The 19,328-nt window shown below is 66.6% G+C and carries 13 protein-coding genes; 6 read left to right on the forward strand and 7 right to left on the reverse strand.

The window, feature by feature from the left end:
• Positions 1–44: 44 nt before the first annotated feature.
• Together K5H97_RS25220 and K5H97_RS25225 are read right to left on the reverse strand one after the other, a co-directional pair.
• Positions 45–383 carry a PA4575 family protein gene (locus K5H97_RS25220; RefSeq protein ID WP_023631147.1) on the reverse strand — a complete coding sequence of 113 codons (339 nt, stop codon included), beginning with the start codon at positions 381–383 and terminating at the stop codon, positions 45–47.
• 163 nt (positions 384–546) lie between these two features.
• On the reverse strand, positions 547–2,985 hold the full coding sequence (locus tag K5H97_RS25225; protein WP_028691182.1) for a Lon protease family protein: 2,439 nt from the start codon (positions 2,983–2,985) through the stop codon (positions 547–549).
• Between the two features lie 254 nt (positions 2,986–3,239).
• On the opposite strand from K5H97_RS25225, the gene K5H97_RS25230 reads away from it, so the two are divergent.
• The 4 genes from K5H97_RS25230 (at position 3,240) to K5H97_RS25245 (ending at position 6,696) form a co-directional block, all read left to right on the forward strand.
• On the forward strand, positions 3,240–3,728 hold the full coding sequence (locus tag K5H97_RS25230) for a DUF3015 domain-containing protein (protein ID WP_028691183.1): 489 nt from the start codon (positions 3,240–3,242) through the stop codon (positions 3,726–3,728).
• 78 nt (positions 3,729–3,806) lie between these two features.
• The gene (locus K5H97_RS25235; protein WP_028691184.1) at positions 3,807–5,660 is read left to right on the forward strand and encodes an Lnb N-terminal periplasmic domain-containing protein; all 1,854 of its coding nucleotides are present in this window, start codon (positions 3,807–3,809) and stop codon (positions 5,658–5,660) included.
• A 112-nt stretch (positions 5,661–5,772) separates the two neighbouring features.
• A complete protein-coding gene (locus K5H97_RS25240) occupies positions 5,773–6,129 on the forward strand; it encodes a hypothetical protein (RefSeq protein WP_028691185.1) in 357 nt (118 codons plus the stop codon).
• A gap of 69 nt (positions 6,130–6,198) precedes the next feature.
• A complete protein-coding gene (locus K5H97_RS25245) occupies positions 6,199–6,696 on the forward strand; it encodes a GreA/GreB family elongation factor (RefSeq protein WP_028691186.1) in 498 nt (165 codons plus the stop codon).
• 40 nt (positions 6,697–6,736) lie between these two features.
• Here K5H97_RS25245 and pbpC read toward each other — a convergent pair whose 3' ends face one another.
• Positions 6,737–9,085 (reverse strand): peptidoglycan glycosyltransferase PbpC, encoded by a 2,349-nt coding sequence (gene pbpC, locus K5H97_RS25250; RefSeq protein ID WP_028691187.1) that lies wholly within the window; start codon positions 9,083–9,085, stop codon positions 6,737–6,739.
• Positions 9,086–9,153: 68 nt separating this feature from the next.
• Between pbpC and K5H97_RS25255 the strand changes: the two genes are divergently transcribed.
• On the forward strand, positions 9,154–9,447 hold the full coding sequence (locus tag K5H97_RS25255; RefSeq protein ID WP_028691188.1) for a hypothetical protein: 294 nt from the start codon (positions 9,154–9,156) through the stop codon (positions 9,445–9,447).
• 111 nt (positions 9,448–9,558) lie between these two features.
• Here K5H97_RS25255 and K5H97_RS25260 read toward each other — a convergent pair whose 3' ends face one another.
• Positions 9,559–14,463, reverse strand: coding sequence for an alpha-2-macroglobulin (locus K5H97_RS25260; RefSeq protein ID WP_028691189.1), 4,905 nt, complete (start codon positions 14,461–14,463; stop codon positions 9,559–9,561).
• Positions 14,464–14,645: 182 nt separating this feature from the next.
• Here K5H97_RS25260 and K5H97_RS25265 point away from each other — a divergent pair, with 182 nt between their 5' ends.
• On the forward strand, positions 14,646–15,983 hold the full coding sequence (locus K5H97_RS25265) for an MATE family efflux transporter (protein WP_028691190.1): 1,338 nt from the start codon (positions 14,646–14,648) through the stop codon (positions 15,981–15,983).
• Positions 15,984–16,111: 128 nt separating this feature from the next.
• On the opposite strand, the gene speA is transcribed toward K5H97_RS25265, so the two are convergent.
• The 3 genes from speA to K5H97_RS25280 form a co-directional block, all read right to left on the reverse strand.
• Complete coding sequence (gene speA, locus K5H97_RS25270) at positions 16,112–18,025, reverse strand: arginine decarboxylase (RefSeq protein ID WP_028691191.1); 1,914 nt, start codon at positions 18,023–18,025, stop codon at positions 16,112–16,114.
• Between the two features lie 153 nt (positions 18,026–18,178).
• Positions 18,179–18,550 carry a translation initiation factor Sui1 gene (locus K5H97_RS25275; RefSeq protein WP_028691192.1) on the reverse strand — a complete coding sequence of 124 codons (372 nt, stop codon included), beginning with the start codon at positions 18,548–18,550 and terminating at the stop codon, positions 18,179–18,181.
• Positions 18,551–18,791: 241 nt separating this feature from the next.
• On the reverse strand, positions 18,792–19,328 hold the full coding sequence (locus K5H97_RS25280; RefSeq protein WP_028691193.1) for an NUDIX hydrolase: 537 nt from the start codon (positions 19,326–19,328) through the stop codon (positions 18,792–18,794).

The following is a 19,328-nucleotide window of genomic DNA, read 5'->3' on the forward strand; positions in this document are numbered from 1 at the left end:
GGCAAGCCCGCTCCCACGGGAACCTGGTTCCACAGGAAAAACGCTCAGGTTTCCGGATGGAACTGATAGTCCCCAAGATTGCGGCACCGCTCACCGTTGATCCGGCGCAACTGCGCCTGCAGGTGCAGGCACCAGATCTGCGGGTCTTCCGCGACCTGATAGCCATGAAGGGTGAGGCTGTCGACGATGGCGTTCATCACCGACTCGGCCACCATCGGCCCGTGGAACGGGCCCTGGGCCTTGATCGCCGAGGGTTGTTCACCGGCCATGCCGGCGGCGAACAGCAAGGTCCACATGCCGTTGTCCCCGGCCAGCGGACGGATGCTGCATTCGATGCGGGTCACCAGGCCCAGGCACTGGCGGGTGAGGCTGAGGTTGCGCATGGCGGCGTCCCCTCTGTAAAGCCCTGTTCAGCCTGAAACCCTCAGGCTGTTTCCATCCTGAACCCTGACAACGTCCTTAAGTTCCACTTTAGCCGACCTGAGGAAAAAGTTGGAAAACCGGCGCTGAACGGTAGCACATGGCCGCCAGCGCCGATTTTTTGACTCAGGCAGGCTTGGCCTGGGCGATGACCTCCTCCATACGCTCCTTCTCGGCCTCCTTGATCTCTTCCTCGCTGATCATCTCGGCGATCACCCGCAGGCGCTCGACCACCCGGGCGTTGACGCTGCCCTCGGCAAACTCGCCCTTGTCGTCGACCGCGCCGGCTTCCTCGCCGACCAGCAGGCTCAGCGCCTCGTCGGCCTGGCTGACGGCGTAGACATGGAAGCGCCCGGCCTCGACCGCCTGCACTACCCGCTCGTCGAGCATCAACGTAGCGACGTTGGCCCGCGGGATGATCACGCCCTGCTCGCCGGTCAGGCCACGGGCCTCGCAGAGGCGGAAGAAGCCTTCGATCTTCTCGTTGACCCCGCCGACCGCCTGCACCTCGCCGAACTGGTTGATCGAGCCGGTGATGGCGAAGCACTGCTTGAGCGGGGTGCGCGACAGCGCCGAGATCAACGTGCAGGCCTCGCCCAGCGAGGCGCTGTCGCCGTCGACGTAGCCGTAGGACTGCTCCAGGGCGATGCTCGCCGAAATCGCCAGGGGAAACTCCTGGGCATAGCGGCTGCCCAGGTAGCCGGTGAGGATCATCACCCCCTTGGAGTGGATCGGCTGCCCGAGGTTGACCTCGCGCTCGATGTCGACGATGCCGCTGCCGCCCGGATAGACCGTGGCGGAAATCCGCGCGGGCATGCCGAACGCCGAATCACCGACCTCGAGCACGGTCAGGCCGTTGCACTTGCCGATTGCCGCGCCTTCGGTATCGATCAGGATGATCCCGGCGAGCATGTCGTCGAGCACCCGCTGCGAGACCCGCCCGGTGCGCTGGGCCTTGGCCTTGAGCGCCCGCTCGATATGGCCGGCGTCGGTCATGGCCTCGTTGGCCAGCTGGCGGATGAAGTCCGCCTCGCTGACCAGCTGGAACAGGTCGCCGATCCGCGCCGACAGCCGCGACTGGTTCTCGGCCAGGCGCGCGCTGTAGGTGGCCAGGCGCGCCACCGCGTCGCTGGTCAGCGGCGCCATGCCCTCTTCGTTGGTGCGGGTGCGCAACAGCTGGGCAAACTGCTCCAGGTTCTCGTCGACCATCGGCATGTCTTCGTCGAAGTCCACCAGCACCCGGAACATCTCCTGGAAGTCCGGGTCGTGGTCCTGCAGCGCGTAGTACAGCTGGCGCGAGCCGATGATCACCAGCTTGACGCTGAGCGGGATAACCTGCGGCGTCAGGCTGACGGTGGCGACGCGGCCCAGTTCGCCCAGCGGCGACTCCATCTTCAGCTTGCGCGATTGCAGCGCGCGCTTGAGGGCGTCCCAGACGAACGGCTCGCCGAGCATCTTCTCCGCTTCCAGGATCAGGAAACCGCCGTTGGCGCGGTGCAGCGCTCCCGCGCGCAGCTGGCGATAGGAGGTGTACAGCGCGCCCTGGTCGGTGCTGTATTCGATGCGGCCGAACAGGTTGTCGTAGGTCGGATGCGGCTCGAACACCACCGGCGCCCCGCCCTTGCCGGGATGGCCAACCACCAGGTTGGGCGCGTACTGCTCTTCGAGCATCTTGCGCGCCACGGCGTCGGTCTTGCTGTCGTCGACCAGCTGTTCGACCACGGTGCGCAGCAGGTTCAACTGCATCGATTGCAAGTAGGCGCACACCGCGGCGTTTTCCGCGTATTTCTCCGACAGCGGCGCCAGCAGCGGCTGCAGGGCGAGGGTGATGGTCTCTTCATTGAGCTGGCGCAACTGGTTGCTCGACTCGCGCTTCCACTGCGGCAGGCTGGACAGTTCCTCGTTCAGGCGGTCCTCGAGCGCGGCGATGTCTTCATGGAAGCGCTCGCGCACCTCCTCCGGCAGTTGGGCAAACTCGGCCTCGTCCAGCGCCTTGCCGTCGGCCATGGGGGTGAAGGCGACGTTGCTGCTGTCGCGGTACAGCGCCACGTCCTTTTCCAGCGAAGCCCGCTCGATCACGTCCAGCGCCCGGTCGTAGCGCTGGTTGAAGGCGCGGTCGATGGCGCTCTTCTTCTGCTGGTACGACGGGTGTTCGAACACTGCCGGGAAGGTAGCCAGCAGGTTGTCGATCAGCCCGTTCATGTCGTTGATGAACTCATGGGCGCTGCCGGACGGCAGCTCGAGGGCGCGCGGCTCGCGGGAGTCCTCGAAGTTGTTGACGTACAGCCAGTCGGCCGGGGTGTGCTGGCGCTTGCCTTCGGCCTTGAGGTAACGCTTGACGAACGAGAAGCGGCCCGTGCCGGGCTCGCCCATCACATACACGTTGTAACCGGGGCGCGGCATGGCCACGCCGAACTGCAGGGCCTCGACGGCACGCTCCTGGCCCAGGACGCCACGAAACGGCTCCAGGTCGTCGGTGTTGGAGAAAGCGAACTGTTCAGCGGAGAAACGCCGGGTCAGGGCTTCGGGCGCGAGACGCAGGCGCGAGGCGACAGGATCGGGCATTGGGTTTCCTTACTTCGGCGGGGCGGATGAAAGGCATTCTGGCGCTGCCAGCGCGCAGCGGCAAGGCTCCGTGGGACTTTATGTCACAGCCCAACATGACCGATCACGCAAGCAATTTTTCGCAATAAACAACGCAACCTTTGGATCGTGCCTAAACTCCAAGCTGCGCAGGGGGATGGAAATCCTCCCGCCCTGGCAACCGCGTTGCCAGAACCCTGACCATTGGTATGTCACTTGAGAAAGAGAACAACGCTATGAAACGGATTCTTCTGGGTACTCTGTTCGCCGCTGTCTCGATCAACGCCATGGCCGAAGCGCCGGGCGGCCCGAACTGCGGCTGGGGCAACTTGCTGTTCGAGGGCCAGCGCGGCACACCGGCCCACTTCCTGGCCTCCACCACCAACGGCACGTCCGGCAACGCAACCTTCGGCATGACCTCGGGCACCAACGGCTGCTCGACCAAGGCCGCGCTCACCTATGGCGGCAAATCCTGGTTTGCCATGAACGGCATGATGAACGAGCTCTCCGAAGACATGGCCCAGGGCCAGGGCGAAGCCCTGACCACCTACGCCGTGGTCCTCGGTGTGGCCCCTGAAGACCGCGCGCGCTTCGCCGCCGTCACCCACGAGCACTTCCAGCAGATCTTCAGCAGCGCCGACGTGACTGCCGAAACTGTCCACTCCAACACCCTGGCCGTGCTCAAGAGCGACCCACAACTGGCCAAGTACGCCACCGAGGCTTAAGTACCACGCCTCCCGCCCCGGCAGCGGGGCGGGCTTGGCGCTTCACCTTCCGGCATCATCAGGATGTAGTTGCCCGACATGTTCAAACGCCTCGCTCCCCTGGCGCTGCTCGTCAGCGCACCGATTCATGCCGCGCCACAGCTCGACCCGGCCCGCGTCCAGCAGTTGGCGGCCACGCCCTACTGGATCGCCCTCGGGCACTACGAAACCGCCAAGCTCGGCGGCTGGCGCAGCTATGTGGACGACAAACGCTTTTTCCTCGCCGAGGATGGCGCCCACCATCCCGACCAGGAGCTGCAGGCCACCGTCGCCGCCCTGTACGCCCCAGCCAGCCTGGGCGACAAGCATGCCCAATGCGTGTTCCCCGCGCGTACCCGCTGGCTGCGCGAACAGCTGAACCTCAGTGACCTGCCGAGCCCGGACTGCCAGGAGTTCAAGACCTGGTACACATCCATCGACCCGCACAGCGCGACGCTGATCTTCCCGGCGGCCTATCTCAATAGCCCGTCGTCGATGTTCGGCCACACGCTGCTGCGTATCGACCAGTCCAACACCCGTCGCGACGACACCACGCTGCTGAGCTACGCGATCAACTTCGGCGCCTATATCGAAGGCAGCGACAACAGCATCCTCTACGCCTGGAAAGGCCTGATGGGCGGTTATCCCGGGCTGTTCGCGATGATGCCCTACCAGGAGAAGCTGTCCGAGTACCGCAGCCTGGAAAACCGCGACCTTTGGGAATACCAGTTGGACCTGACGCCCGAGGAGACCGGACGCATGGTCGAGCACGTGTGGGAGCTCAAGCAGATCAAGTTCGACTACTTCTTCTTCGACGAGAACTGCTCCTACCGCCTGCTGGAACTGCTGCAGGTGGCGCGCCCGAGCCTGGACCTGACCTCGCAGTTCCCGCTGACCGCCATTCCCACCGACACGGTCAAGGCGGTCAAGCAATCGGGGTTGGTCTCCGATGTGCGCTACCGTCCCTCCCGCGAGCGCGAACTGCTGGCCCGCGCCGAGCCGCTGGACCATGAGGAAAAACAGCAGGTGCTGGCCATCAGCGCCGATACCGCTCAGTTGCAGAGCCCCGACTTCACCGCCCTGCCCCGCGAACGCCAGGCGCTGGTGCAGGATGCCGCCTATCGCCTGGAGCGCTACCGGGCCAACGGCCAGGAACGCGACCCGGCCCAGGCCGCGCGCAGTTTCGAGCTGCTCAGGGCGATCAACCGCAACCCGCCGCCACCGCTGGTGATCGAGCGCCCAGGCCTGCCCGAGGACGGCCATCAGTCGCGCACCTGGCAACTGGGCGTCGGGACCCGCGAGGACCGCGCTTACGCCGAGTACGGCCTGCGCATGGCTTATCACGACCTCAACGACAACCTGTATGGCTTCCCGCTGGGCGCGCAGATCGAGATCCTTCAGCTCAAATTGCGCCAGTACGAGGGCAACGACTGGCAGGTGCAGCGCCTGGACCTGGCCACCATCCGCTCACTGACCCCGCGCAATGAGTTGCTCAAGCCCTGGTCGTGGCAGGTTGCCGGGGGCCTGGAGCGGGTGCCTGGCAAGCACGACGACGAGGTGCTGGTCAGCCACGTCAACGGCGGCGCCGGCGGAACCTGGCAGTTGAGCGACGACCTGCTTGGCTTCGCCCTGGGCACAGTGCGGGTGGAACACCACAACGACTTCGCCGAGTTCATCTCGCCGGCAGCCGGGTTCAATGGCGGGCTGCTGTGGCGCAATCCGCTGGGCAACCTGACGCTGGAAGCCAAGGGTGATTACTTCACCAATGGCGAGGTACGCCGCAGCGTGAGCCTGAACCAGCAGTGGGAGATCAGCCGGGACCTTGGGCTGCGGTTGAGCGCCTCCCGGCAGTTCAGCCATCTGGCCACGGCGCAGAACGAGGTGATGCTGGAGCTGAAGTGGTACCAATACTGATCAACGTGGCCTTCCTCGTGGGAGCGCGTCGCGATCCTTCGACAGCGTTTTGACATCGCGCCGACAATTCACCACCTAGACTTTCCACCATTACGCTAAAGGTCTTGTGGATATGTCGCGGTATTGGTTGGGCGTGTGTGTCGTATTGCTGCTGGCCGGTTGTGAAACCACCCACGAACAGATGGTCAACCAGGGCTATCCCCCCGCCTACGCCGACGGCTTCCAGGACGGCTGCAGCAGCGGTCGCCAAGCCGCCGGGCTGATGGCCGGCGACTTTCGCAAGGATGTCCCGCGCTACCTGCACAACCGCCAGTACGAAAGCGGCTGGGACGATGGCTTTCGCCAGTGCCACGCGATGCAGTCCAACGAAGACCTGCGCGAGTACCGTGAGCGCTACTGGGACGAGCGCGACCGCGACTGGCAGCAGGAAAAGGACCAGGGCGCCGCCCGCGCCTATCGCCGCAAATGACGTCGCAATCGGACAATCATTGAAACCCGCGACCTGCCACCATGGTCTCCAGCACAAAGGAGGCCGCCCATGAGCCGAGCATTCGTCAACGAAGACCAGGCCGCCGCCCAGGCCAGCCAGCCGGTGGAGCGACGGGTCAGCGACCAGCCCAACTACGTCACTGCCACCGGCCTCGCCCAGTTGCAGCAGCGGCTGGCCATGCTCACTGCGCTGCGCAGCGAACTGCAGGCCCAGGGCGAGCGCGCCGACCGGCAGCGGCTGGCCGATACCGAGCGCGACCTGCGCTACTTCAGCGCCCGCGTGCAGAGTGCGCAGGTGGTACCGACCGCCACGTCCACCGAAAAAGTTCAGATCGGCAGCCGAGTGCGGTTCGTCGATGAGGACAACCAGGAGCATCAGGTGCAACTGGTGGGCGAGGACCAGGCCGACGCGGTACACGGGCTGGTCAACTGGGGCTCGCCGCTGGGACGGGCGCTGCTGGGCGCCGGACCTGGGGATGAGGTGCTGTGGCGCAGGCCGGCGGGGGATCAGATGATCGAGGTGGTGGCCATTCTGGGGGAGGTCTGAAACCCTCGACTGGCGTTGCGGCCCTTTCGCCCCAGCAGGATTACTCGCTGACCTGAAACGCCACCCGCGCCGTCTCGCCACTTTCATCCAACGCACTCAACTCGATGCTGCCCGCCTGTTCGAAACGCACCGGCAAGCTGTCCTGCCCCTGGGTTTCGCCCAGCGGCTGACCATTAAGGAACCACCAGCGCCGCCCCGCGCCGCCCAGGGCCGACACCCGCAGTTGCAACGGCTCGTGACTGGTGGCCGGGCGGCGCAGGTTGTCGCCGGCGCGCACGCCGACGATCGACAGCGGCGGCGCGCTGACCACCTGCTGTGGCGGGCAGGCCGGGTCCACCGCGGGCAACCGCGCGGCGCGGCGCTCGGCCCTTGGCAGCCAGGGTTCCAGCGGGGCCGGCCACAAGGCGACGTCGTGGGCCTTGGCCCCGGGGCAAGCGGCATCGACGCGCAGTCCCTGGTCGTTGAGCCACACCGTCTCGCGCAATCCCAGACCCAGGGGCTGGTCGGCCGCCAGCAAGGTCGGCGGGGTGGTGCCGTCCAGGGTCCAGGCAAAGCGCTGGCGGCGGCAGTTGGTGTCCTGGCGGTTCATCGGCTGGCCCAGGGGCCAACAGATGGCCGCCACGCCTACCGAGGCGGGCACAGGCTCGACCGGCACCTCGATGCCGCGCTGGCTGTCGCGATTGCTCAGCAGGTCGTGCACCTGCAGCATCAGCGGCGCCGCCGAGGCCAGGCCGAACTGGCCCGGCACCGGGGTGCCATCGGGACGGCCGATCCATACGCCGATCAAGTAGCGCGGACCGACCCCCACCGACCAGGCATCGCGAAAGCCGTAGCTGGTGCCAGTCTTCCAGGCCAGTTGCGGACGCTGCACCAGTTCGGCATGAGGGTCGCGGTCCGGCCGGGCCAGGCCGCTGAGGATACGCCGGGTGATCCAGGCCGAGCCCGGCGACAACAGGCGGCGCTCCACCAGCGGGTCCTGGGGCTGCAGGCGAATCTTCGCGCTGTTGCCGCCACGGCCGAGCGCGGCGTAGCCACCGACCAGGTCCTCCAGCCGGCTGCCCGCGCCACCCAGAATCAACGACAGGTTCGGCTCGGCCAGCGGTGGCAGCACCAGCGGCATGCCGCCCATGCGCATCTGCGCGGCGAAACGTTTCGGCCCGTAGGCCTCGAGCAGCTGCACCGCCGGCAGGTTGAGCGACAGCGCCAGCGCCGAGCTGGCCGACACCGGGCCGCTGAAGCCCATGGAGAAGTTGCCGGGGCGGTAGTCGCCATAGCGCCGGGGCACATCCTGCAGCAACGATTCGGAATGGATCAGGCCGTCGTCCATGGCCATGGCATAGAGGAATGGCTTGAGGGTCGAGCCGGGCGAGCGCAGGGCGTGGATCATGTCCACATGGCCGAAGCGACGCTCGTCGCTCAGGTCGATGGAACCGAGATAGGCGCGCACCGCCATGCTCTGGGTTTCCACCACCAGCAGCGCCGCCGAGGTGCGCTCGGGCAGGCGCGCGCGCCAGCCCATCAGCAGGTCTTCGAGGCGTCGTTGCAGGGCGGCGTCGATAGTGGTGCGGATCAGCGGCGGGCTGTCCGGCGTGTTCAGCCGCCGAGCCAGCAAGGGCGCCAGTGCCGGTTCCTGGCGCGGCGCCAGCAGCAGCGGCTCTTCGCGGGCCTCATCGATGCGTTGGGCCGGCCACACCTGATACTCGGCCAGGCGTTGTAGCACCTTGTCCCGGGCGCGCTGGGCACGCTCGGGATGACGGTCCGGACGCAGGCGGCTCGGCGCCTGGGGCAGCACGGCGAGCAGCGCGGCCTCGGCCGGGGTCAGGTGTTTCGGCGACTTGCCCAGGTAGGCCCAGCTGGCCGCGGCCACGCCCTGCAAGGTACCGCCGAACGGCGCCCGATTGAGATAGAGCTGCAGGATCTCGGCCTTGGACAGGTGCCACTCCAGCTGCGCCGTGCGCCACAACTGGCGCAGCTTGCCGGCCAGGGTGCGGTCGTGCGGATCGAGCAGGCGCGCCACCTGCATCGACAGGGTGCTGCCGCCGGACACCACCCGCCCGCCGCGCAGGTTGAGCCAGGCCGCCCGGGCCAGGGCCATGGGGTTGACCCCAGGGTGGTGATAGAACCAGCGGTCCTCGTAGGCGAGCAAGGCTTCAAGGTACAGCGGCGAGACTTCGTCCGGGCTGACCGGGTAGCGCCACACGCCGTCAGCATCGGCGAAGCGCCACAGCGGCGTGCCGTCCTCGGCCAGCACCACCCGCGCCAGGTCGTCGCCCGGCATGGGCAACGGCCAGATGCGGTCGGCCAGCCACAGCAGGACCATGACCGCCAGCACGGAGGCGGCGACACGCCGCAGCAGCTTGAGCAGACCTGGGCGCGCTAAGCTTGGCATCGGGAACCGACCGGGCCAGGTGATGGCCAAAGGCTGGGAATCGCCGATTCGTTGATCAGGAAGCGACTATGCATGTAGAAGGTTTTTTCGAGTGGCTGGGCCAGGTACTGGGTTCGGTGATCCGTTTCATCGTCGACGGCCTGAGCGGGTTGTTCAACCTGCTGGCCAACGCCGGCGGCAATTTCATCGATGGCCTGGCGCGCACGCTGGGCATGGACACCTCGCTGGTCAGCATCCTGGCGCTGATCGTCGGCCTGATGCTGCTGTACTCGGCGATACGCGCGTTCATGCGGGCGTCGATCATCCTCGGGATCATCTGGGCATTGCTGGGGTTGTGGGTGTTGAGTTGGGTCGTTCACTGAACCTCGTGGGAGCGGGCTTGCCCCGCGATGGCGTCCGTACGGTCGGCATTGCTGCCTGACCTGACGCTATCGCGGGGCAAGCCCGCTCCCACGAGTCGCTTCCTGCGTTGCCTAGCGGGCGCGTACCACCATTTCACCCTGGCTCTCGCCGATCGCCTGCAGGTTCGGCCGGTACATCGACTCCACCTGCGGCGGCGGGATGCGGTAGCTGCCCGGGGTCACGGCACGTGCCAGGTACAGCAGGTGGGTGGTGCCGTAGCTGTCGAGCTTGAGCGCAGCCACGTAGCGGTCGTCACGGTACTCCTGGTGCACCACGCTGGCATTCTGCATCGACTCGCGCCACTGCTTCACCGCGCTGCTGGCGTTGTCCAGGCTGGCGGCGCTCTGCGCCAGGTTCTGGTTCTCCAGCTCCAGGCCCGCCGGCAGCAGGTCGACCACCAGGGCATCCGGCACCTGATCCTGCGCCTTGAGCGCCAGGTGCACCAGCACCAGGTCACCGCTGCGCAGGTTGCGTACATCCAGCGCCTGGCCGTTCATGCCCAGGTACTCGCGGCGGATCTCCATGCCGTTGCCGCTGGCGGCCGGGGCCTGGCGCGGGTAGCCGGACAGGGTCAGCTGCTGGTACAGGGTGTCGCCGCCCTGGTTCTGCACGGTCAGCGGCGAGGCCAGCAGCGGGCCTTCGAGTTTCATGCCCGAGTCGTTGTTGTCGAACTCGCGCACTTCACCGGCGCTGTCCAGGCGAGCTTTCCAGTTGCCTTCCGGTTTGCCCAGCAGGCCACGGCCGGCGAGGAACAGCGCGTTGCGCTCCTGAGTGGACAGCCAGCGATTGGCGGCCAGCTCGTCGGACAGGCCAAACAGACGCTGGTCGACCTGGTTGCCGGCGAGGTTGTTCTCCTGCAGCAGGGCGAGGATCAGCGCCTGGTCACGCAGGGCACTGCCGTAGTCGGCCATCCAGCCTTTGCTGCGAGTCACGGCCAGGCCTGCCTGCAATGCCTGCTGCGAACGCTGCTTGTCGCCCATCTTGTCCAGCGCCACCGCCAGTTGCACCAGCGGCAGGCCGGAGCGGGCGTCGGCGCGGCGTTCAAACAGGCTGCGCAGGGCGCCCAGCGGCGCCTGTTGGCTCCGCGCCAGCACCAGGCCAGCGTAGGCCTGCACGGCGAACCGGGTGTGGTCGGCGTTCTGGCTGTAGTCGACTTCGATCAGGTTGCGCTCCTGCACATACCGCAGCAGGCGCTCGCTGGCCTTCTTCAGCACTTCGGCGGGTACACCGTAGCCTTGCTCACGGGCGCGCAGCAGGAAGTCGGTGACGTAGGCGGTCAGCCAGTACTCCTCCTCGCTGTCCGAGCTCCATAGGCCGAAGCTGCCGTTGTAGCGCTGCATGCCCAGCAGGTGCTCGATGCCCATCTCGATCTTGCGCTTGCGCACATCGGCCGGCTCGCCCTTGATGCCCAGGCGCTTGAGGCTGTCGGCATCGGCGTACAGCGACGGGTACAAGCCACTGGTGGTCTGCTCCAGGCAGCCGTAGGGGTAAGCTTCCAGGGCGCGGATCTGCTCGCCCAGGTTGAGCGGCGGGCGGCTCGACAGTGCAAGGCTGGCCTCGAGGCCCGCCGGTTCGAACTCGGCCAAGTCGCTCTCCGGCAGGCTCCAGGGCTGGTCCTTGAGGGCCACGCGGTAGTGCTTGAGCATCGCCGGGTAGGCCGGGCGCACACCGAGGGTCCACTCGCGCTCGAAGGTGTTGGCCGGCTCGCCCGGCAGCTGCAGGCCATTGACCTGCACCCGCACCTTGCCCTGTCCCAGGCCGCCCTGGGCCTGCACTGGGATCATCAGGGTGGTGCGCTGGCCTTCGGCCAGGGTGAAATTCTGCTGGGCACCACCGACCAGGCTCAGCTGGCCTTCGGCGATCAGTTGCACGCTCAGTTGCTGGTCGCGGCCGGACAGGTTGGCCAGGTCCAGCGCCAGCCGGGTGCGGTCACCACCGGCGAGGAAACGCGGCGCGGACAGCTCGGCGATCAGCGGCGCGGCGACCACGGTCTTGCCTTCGGCCATGCCGAAGTGTTCCTCGGTCCAGGCCTGGGCCATCAAGCGCAGTTCACCGTTGAAGTCGGGGATATCGACGGTGGCCTGGCCTTCGCCTTTCTCGTCGAGGGTCACTGGCAAGCTTTGCTGGGCAACGATGGTCACTGTGGTGTTCGGCCGCTTGCCGCCCTTGGCCATGGCGGCGTCACCACCGAAGGCGAGACTGGCCAGGCGGCCCTGGCCGGCCTCGATCAGCTGGCCGTAGATGTCCAGCTGGTCGGCGCCATAGGCCTTGCGGCCGAACAGGCTGGCGAACGGGTCGGGGGTCTTGAAGTCGGTGATATTGAGGATGCCCACATCCACGGCTGACAGCAGCACATGCACCTGCTTCGGCACGCTGCCGTCGGCGTTGACCGCCTTGAACTTCACGGTCAGCGGTTGCTTGGGTCGCATTTTCTCCGGCGCCTGCAGCGACACGGCCAGCTTGCGCTCGGCGCGGTCCAGCGGCAGGTGCAGCACACCCACGGCGCGTTTCGGCGTGGCATTGGCCTTGCGCTCGCCCGGGCGGATCACCAGGGCGCTGATGTACAGGTCGTGGCGCGCCCACTTCTTGTCCAGCTCGACGTCGAAGGTCTTGCCCTCGGCGGGCACGTCGATTTCCTGCCACCACAGCGGGCCGTCGGCGGATTCGATCATCAGGTAGCCGCTGCCGGCGGCCGGCGGGGTGACGGTGACCTTGGCGGTACCGCCGTCCTTGTAGGCCGGCTTGTCCAGGGCGATCTTGACCTGGTCGGGGCGCACCGCGCCGCCTTCGGCGTTGTCCTGGGCACGGTAGCCGGCCCAGAAGCGCGCGCTGGAGACCAGGCCGGTCTGCGGATCTTCCACCTCGACGCGGTACGGGCCCCACTCCACCTGGAAATTCAGCTTGGCGGTGGAGCCGGCCTTCACGCTGACGGTCTCCTCGGCCTGGGTGAGGAATTTCTCGTTGTAGTTGTAGCTCCAGCCGTCGCTCTGCGAGTAGTTCCAGTAGTAGTCGCGGCGCTCGCGGATCAGGCGCACCTTCAGGTTGTCGGCGGCCAGCTTCTTGCCTTCGCGGTCGGCCACCAGGAACTCGAATTCCACCGGGCCGTCACCGTCGGTCTCTTCGCCGTCGAACAGGCCGCGCAGGCCCGGCAGGCGGTCGGCGGGCCAGATCGGCTGCTCCAGGCGCCGGGTGATCGGCCGGCCGCCGGACTCCTGCAGGCTGGCCTGCACAGTCAGTTGCAGTGGCGAGCGGGCTTCGGCCCAGCGGCTTTCTATATCGATGCGGGCCTTGCCGTTCTGGTCGAGGGTGACTTCGTCCAGCTCCAGGTCCTGGTTCAGGTCGGTCTCGGTGACCGCGCCGAACTGGTAGCCCGGCAGCGCCTTCACCGCTTCGCGCAGCGGGCGCACGTAAGCCTGGCCGCTGAGGCGGTTGCCCGCGGCCGGCGCACCGTAGAGGTAACGGCCATTGACCTGGATGGTGGCAGTCTCATCCGGCGCCAGCGGCGTGCTGCTGCCCTTGAGCTCCAGCGCCAGGCGCTCGGGGAGGAAGTCCTCGACGAGGAATTCGTAGACCTGCTTGCGACCACCGCCCAGGTCCAGCAGCAGTTGCCAGCGGCCGGTCGGGGCCTCGGTGGCCAGTTGCAACTGGTACTGGAACAGGCCGTTCTTGTCGGCCTCCCAGACGAACTTGCGGCTGACCTGTTCGTCCGGACGGCGCACTTCCACATTCACCGGCTGGGCCTTGACCGGCTTGCCGTCCTGGTCACGCAGCAGGCCGTTGAGCAGCACAGTCTCGCCCGGGCGGTAGAGGTCGCGCGGACCGAAGATGAAGAACTGCAGCGGGTTGGCCTGGGGGCCGGTGATGTCGAACTCGGCCAGGTCCAGGGCCGCGGTGTTCAGGCGCAGGAGAGTGGTGTGCACGCCCTGGGTGGCGATCAGGGTGTCGGCCTTGGCGGTGATCGGCAGCTGGGCATGGCCGTCGCCGTCGGTCTTGGCCTGGGCCAGCAGCTTGCCCTTGTCGTCGTGCAGTTCGAGGGTGACGTCCTTGAGCGCCTTGCCACCTTCCAGTGCCTGGGCGAACACGTCCAGGCGGTCGCGGTAGCGGTGCGCGGAGACGCCGATGTCGCTCAGGGTGAACAGGGTCGCCGGCTGCGAATAGTCATAGGTGCCCGAGGCGCGCATCACCGCCAGGTACACGCCCGGCTCCTGCAGCGGCTTGATTCCGGCGATCGGCAGCAGCACGGTCTCGCGGGTGTTGCGCGCGGGGTTGAGGTCGAAGCGGCCGCTGTAGACCAGCTCGGCCATCTCCAGGGTTTCCTTGGACTGGTAGTAGTAGAGGCTGGAATTGCGGCCCCAGTTGACCAGGAAGCTGGAAAGCATGTCCGGCTTGATGCGGAAAAACTCGACATCGACCTTGTCGACGTTCAGGGCGATCACCGGCAGGCCTTCGGCCAGGCGCGTGGGCAGCAGCGAACCACGGCTGGCGAAGCCCACGGTGGGCTGCATGTCGCGGGTCTCGAAACGGCTGACCGATTCGGCTTCAAGCTGGTTGCCGTTGACCGAGAGCAGGCCCTTGTCGATGGTCAGGACCATCTTGCGCTGCGGCTCCAGGTGGCGCAGGCGCAGCTCCATCTGGTTGTCGGAGAGTTCCCAGGCACCGTCGACCTTGCCCTTTACGGTGTCGACCAGGTGCAGCTTGGCGGCAAAGTCCTGGTTGGCGTCCAACGGCGCGGAGACGCTGACCGACAGGGTGCTGGCACCGTCGAGCTGGACTTCCGAGACGTCCAGCACAGTCAGCTCGCGGCCCGCGTAGCGCTTGGCGAGCAGCGCCGGGTCTTCGCGCTTGGCCGCCTTGGTTTCGGCGGGCGCAACGGCGGTGGCGGCATCGGCGGGGGCCGATGGCTTGTCCGGCGTGGAAGAATCACAGGCACTGAGCAGGGCCAGCGCGCAGGCCAGCAACAATCCTTTGTTAAGCATTTGAGAGGGGACTCTTCGGCAGCGTGTACGTGAGGGAGGCAACTATAGCGCAACGCCGCAGGGCTTACCTGGCGATGCGCGGCAAGTGAGACCCTGTTCGCGCCGATTGGTTGCCTGGTCGGTACAATGGCGTATTTGATCTTGCAAGGGGGCGCGAAGCGGCCCTGCAACGAAGGATTCGCATGTCTTCACTGTCCACCGCCTGGCGCGACCGCCCCACCCACCACAAGGTCTGGGCCCTGGCCGCGCCGATGATCCTGTCCAACATCTCGGTGCCGCTGGTGGCGCTGGTCGACAGCACGGTGATCGGCCACCTGCCCCACGCCCACCAGCTGGGCGCGGTGGCCGTGGGCGCCACGCTGTTCACCTTCATGGTCGGCCTGATGGGCTTCCTGCGCATGGGCTCCACCGGCTTCGCCGCCCAGGCCGCCGGCCGCGCCGACGGCGCCGCGCTGCGTCAAGTGCTGGTGCAGGGGCTGCTGCTGGCACTGGCCTTCGCCCTGCTGATCGGCCTGCTCGCCCTGCCCTTCAGCCAGTTGGCGCTGCACGCGATGCAGCCCAGCGAGGCGCTGCATGCCTCCACCGAGGCATTCTTCCATACGCGCCTGCTCGGCCTGCCGGCGGCGCTGGCCAGCTACGCCCTGGTTGGCTGGTTCCTCGGCACGCAGAACGCCCGGGCGCCGCTGGCGATCCTGCTGACCACCAACCTGCTGAACATCGCCCTGAACCTGTGGTTCGTGCTCGGCCTGGACTGGGGCGTGGTCGGCTCGGCACGGGCCTCGGTGATCGCCGAGTGGTGCGCCGCCCTGCTCGGCCTGGCCCTCACCCGCCCGGCGCTGCGCGCCTACCCCGGGCATATCGCCTGGGCCGCGCTGAAGGGCTGGCAGGCCTGGCGGCCCTTGCTGGCGGTGAACCGCGATATCTTCCTGCGCAGCCTGGCGCTACAGCTGGTTTTCCTGCTGTTGACCGTGCAGGGTGCACGGCTGGGTGAAGCGACGGTGGCGGCCAATGCCTTGCTGCTCAACGGGCTGATGCTCACCGCCTACGCCCTCGATGGCCTGGCCCATGCGGTCGAGGCGCTGTGTGGGCACGCCATCGGCGCCCGTGATCGCGATGCCCTGAAGCGGGCGCTTGCGGTGGCCTGCGGGTGGTCGTTGATCGTCAGCCTGGGGTTTGCGGTGCTGTTCCTGCTGGGCGGCCATCTGTTCATCGACCTGCAGACCGATATCGCCAGTGTGCGCGAGGCGGCGTATCCGTACTTGCCTTATCTGGCGGTGCTGCCGTTGGTGGCGGTGTGGAGTTATCTGCTGGATGGGCTGTTCATCGGCGCCACCCGGGCGCGAGAGATGCGCAATGCGATGCTGGTGTCGGTGGTGATCGCGTTGCCTGTGGCGGTTGTCATGCGTGGGTTCGGCAACCATGGGTTGTGGTTGGCCTTCTTGCTGTTCATGGCGCTGAGGGCGGTGACGCTGGGGTGGGTGGGGTGGCGGTTACAGCAACGGGATCGTTGGGTTCGGTGAAGCAGGGGGCGCTTTGCGCCCCTTTCGCGACACAAGGCCGCTCCCACAGGTACCGGGATTCCATAAGGAATTGCAATACCTGTGGGAGCGGCCTTGTGTCGCGAAAGGCCCGCAACGCGGGCCCCAGCTTACGAAGACAAGTACGAAGACCGGGTCAACCCAAGCCGCAACGCATCAAGGAACTGCGTGCGCTCGCGCGCGGTGATCCGTGCGCTGGCCACCTTGTCGCGGTAGTGGGTCATCAACTCCTCCGGCGACAGGTGCACGTAGCGCAGCATGTCCTCGATGGTGTCGTGGGTCTCGATGCCGGCGTGGTACACGCTACCGTCGGCGTTCTGGTAGATGTTCACCGAGTCGGTGTCACCAAACAGGTTGTGCATGTCGCCGAGGATTTCCTGGTACGCGCCCACCAGGAACACGCCCAGCAGGTAGTCCTCGCCTTCCTTGACCGCGTGCACCGGCATGCTGGTCTCGATGCTCTGCTCGTCGACGTACTGGTTGATCTTGCCGTCGGAGTCGCAGGTCAAATCCTGCAGCACGGCGCGGCGCAGCGGCTCTTCGTCCAGACGGTGCAGCGGGATGATCGGCAGCACCTGGCCGATGGCCCAGGTGTCCGGCAGGCTCTGGAACACCGAGAAGTTGCAGATGTACTTGTCGGCCAGCTTGTCGTTCAGCTCGTCCAGCACCTGGCGGTGCGAGCGCTGGCGGGCCTTGAGCGAGTTGTGCAGGCGGCGGCACACGGCGAAGTAGCACTGCTCGGCCAGGGCTTTTTCAGCCAGGGTCAGCTTGCCGTCGGCGTACTGCGCGGCCACGTCGCCCATGTAGTGGGTGGCACGCCAGTAGGTCTCGGTGACCATCTCGATGTCGGTGGGGCCGAGCAGGTCGGCCAGCCACTGCACGGTCTCGGGCAGCGACTCCTTGTTCTCGATGGTCGGCATCTCGTCGTTGTGGCTCTCGACGTCGGTCACCTGGATCACCAGCATGGCGTGGTGCGCGGTCAGCGAGCGGCCGCTCTCGGAGAAGATGTGCGGGTGCGGCAGGCCCTGCGCGTCGCAGAACTCCTTGAGCATCCCGACCACCACGCCGGCGTAGTCGTCCATGTCGTAGTTGATCGAGCTGGCGTTGCGCGAGTGGGTGCCGTCGTAGTCCACGCCCAGGCCGCCGCCAACGTCGATGTGATCGACCGGCAGGCCCAGGGCGCGCAGCTCGCCGTAGTAGCGGATGGCTTCCTTGAAGCCGTGCTGGTAGTCGGCCAGGTTGGCGATCTGCGACCCCATGTGGAAGTGCAACAGGCGGATGCCCTGGTCGAGCCCTGCGTCACGGAAGCGCTGCACCACCGAGATAAGCTGGGCGGCGGACAGGCCGAACTTGGACTTCTCGCCCCCGGTGTCGGCCCACTTGCTCGAGGCCAGCGACGACAGGCGCACGCGCAGGCCGACCTGTGGCTTGACCTTCAGCTCCGCGGCTTCCTCGATCACCAGGGCGACCTCGGATTCCTTCTCGATGACGATGAACACGTTGTGGCCGAGCTTCTGGCCCATCAGCGCCAGGCGGATGAACTCGCGGTCCTTGTAGCCGTTGCAGACGATGGTGCCGCCCTTCGGCGCCAGCGCCAGCACCGCCAGCAGCTCGGGCTTGGAGCCGGCTTCCAGGCCGATGGAGACGTTCTGGGTGGCGATGATGTTCTCGACCACCGCTTCCTGCTGGTTGACCTTGATCGGGTACAGAGCGGTGTACTGGCTCTGGTACTCCAGGCGCGCGATGTTGGCGTCGAAGGCGCCGGTCAGCTGGCGCACGCGGTCCTGCAGGATGTCGGGGAAACGCACCAGCAGCGGCAGCGACAGACCGCTCTGGCGCAGCTCCTGGACCTGCTCGAACAGGTCGATCGGCGCGCTGTCCGGGCCGTTGGGGCGCACTTCGACGCGCCCGGCTTCATTGATGGCGAAATAACCAGCGCCCCAATGGCGGATGCCATAAACACTGCGGCTGTCGGCCACGGTCCACTGGCTACCATCGTCTTTGCGTGTGCGTCGTACGGACATTCAAGTCCCCTGTATGAAAAGTCGATAACACGGCCCCGCTAAGGGCGCAGGCAGTGTAGATACTGAAAATGACGATTCTTCCGTGTCCAGGCATAGACCCTGGCCACCGGAACGAGTTTAGAAAGCACTGGGCAAAAAATCGCGCGGCGGCACTTAGCCGCCGGATTTCTTCGCCTTGAAACCCTGCTTGATCAGCTCGGCGAGCAACAGCTCGACGTGGTCGCCCTGGATTTCGATGACGCCGTCCTTGAGCGCGCCGCCGGTGCCACAGCGACGCTTGAGCATGCTGGCAAGTTCCTTGAGCGGCTCCAGCGCCAGCGGCACACCGGTGATGGTGGTCACGGTCTTGCCGCCACGGCCTTTGCTTTCACGGCGCACACGGGCAATGCCGTCGCCTTCGGGGATGACCTGCTGCTTGCAGACACAAGCGTCCACCGGCTGGCCACAGTCGGGACAGTGCCGACCGGCATCGGTGGAATATACGAGACCGCCAAGGGCGGCGAGGGAAGAAGCTTTCTTGGCCACTTTTGTTCCTCGGTGCTGAGGACAAAAACTGGTCGGCGGGAGCCGACCGCGAAGCCCCACTCTGGCAGGGGCGGCGCTACTGCCGCAAGGTCATGCGACAGCCCGAAAAGGGCGCGCAGTGTAACGATAAATCTGGCTGTTGCTAAGTACAGGATTGCGCCATTTTACGAAAGTTTTGCGACCTTCCGGCCACTGGGGCCCTTTCGCGACTCCGGGCGCTCCCCAGGGGCAGCGCAGCCCATCAGATCAGGCCAGCCTGGTACCGCTGCAACGCCACCAGCGAGTCCGGGCAATACGGTCGCTGCGCGCTTTCGGCCTGGGCCTGCTCGACGCTGATGAACCGTGCCTCGATGACCTCCTCGGGCTGCAAGCGCAGCGCCCCGTCCCACACCGCCGAATACACCGCGCACCACAGGCGGTTGCCCGGCTGCTCGAAGTAGAACGTCTCGTGAAAACGCAACTCGACGCCGCTCACCCCCAGCTCCTCGGCCAGCTCCCGGGCCGCCGAGTCGGCGTAGGACTCCTGCCCCCCCACCATGCCGCCGGCCGCCACATCCCAGTACCCGGGATACAACGCCTTGCTCAGTGTGCGCCGGTGCACACACAGCTCGCCGGCACCGTTGAACAGAAGGATGAACGTGCAGCGCCCGATCAGGCCGCGCTCGCGCAGCTCGGCCCGTGGCAGGGCGCCGAGCAGTTGGTCATGCTCGTCGACCCACGCCACCAGTTCGGCGTCGGAGGCCGCGCGGTGCGCGACCTCGGCAGGATTGACCGGCAT

Origin of the sequence: Pseudomonas mosselii (assembly GCF_019823065.1) — a bacterium.
GTDB classification, from domain to species: domain Bacteria; phylum Pseudomonadota; class Gammaproteobacteria; order Pseudomonadales; family Pseudomonadaceae; genus Aquipseudomonas; species Aquipseudomonas mosselii.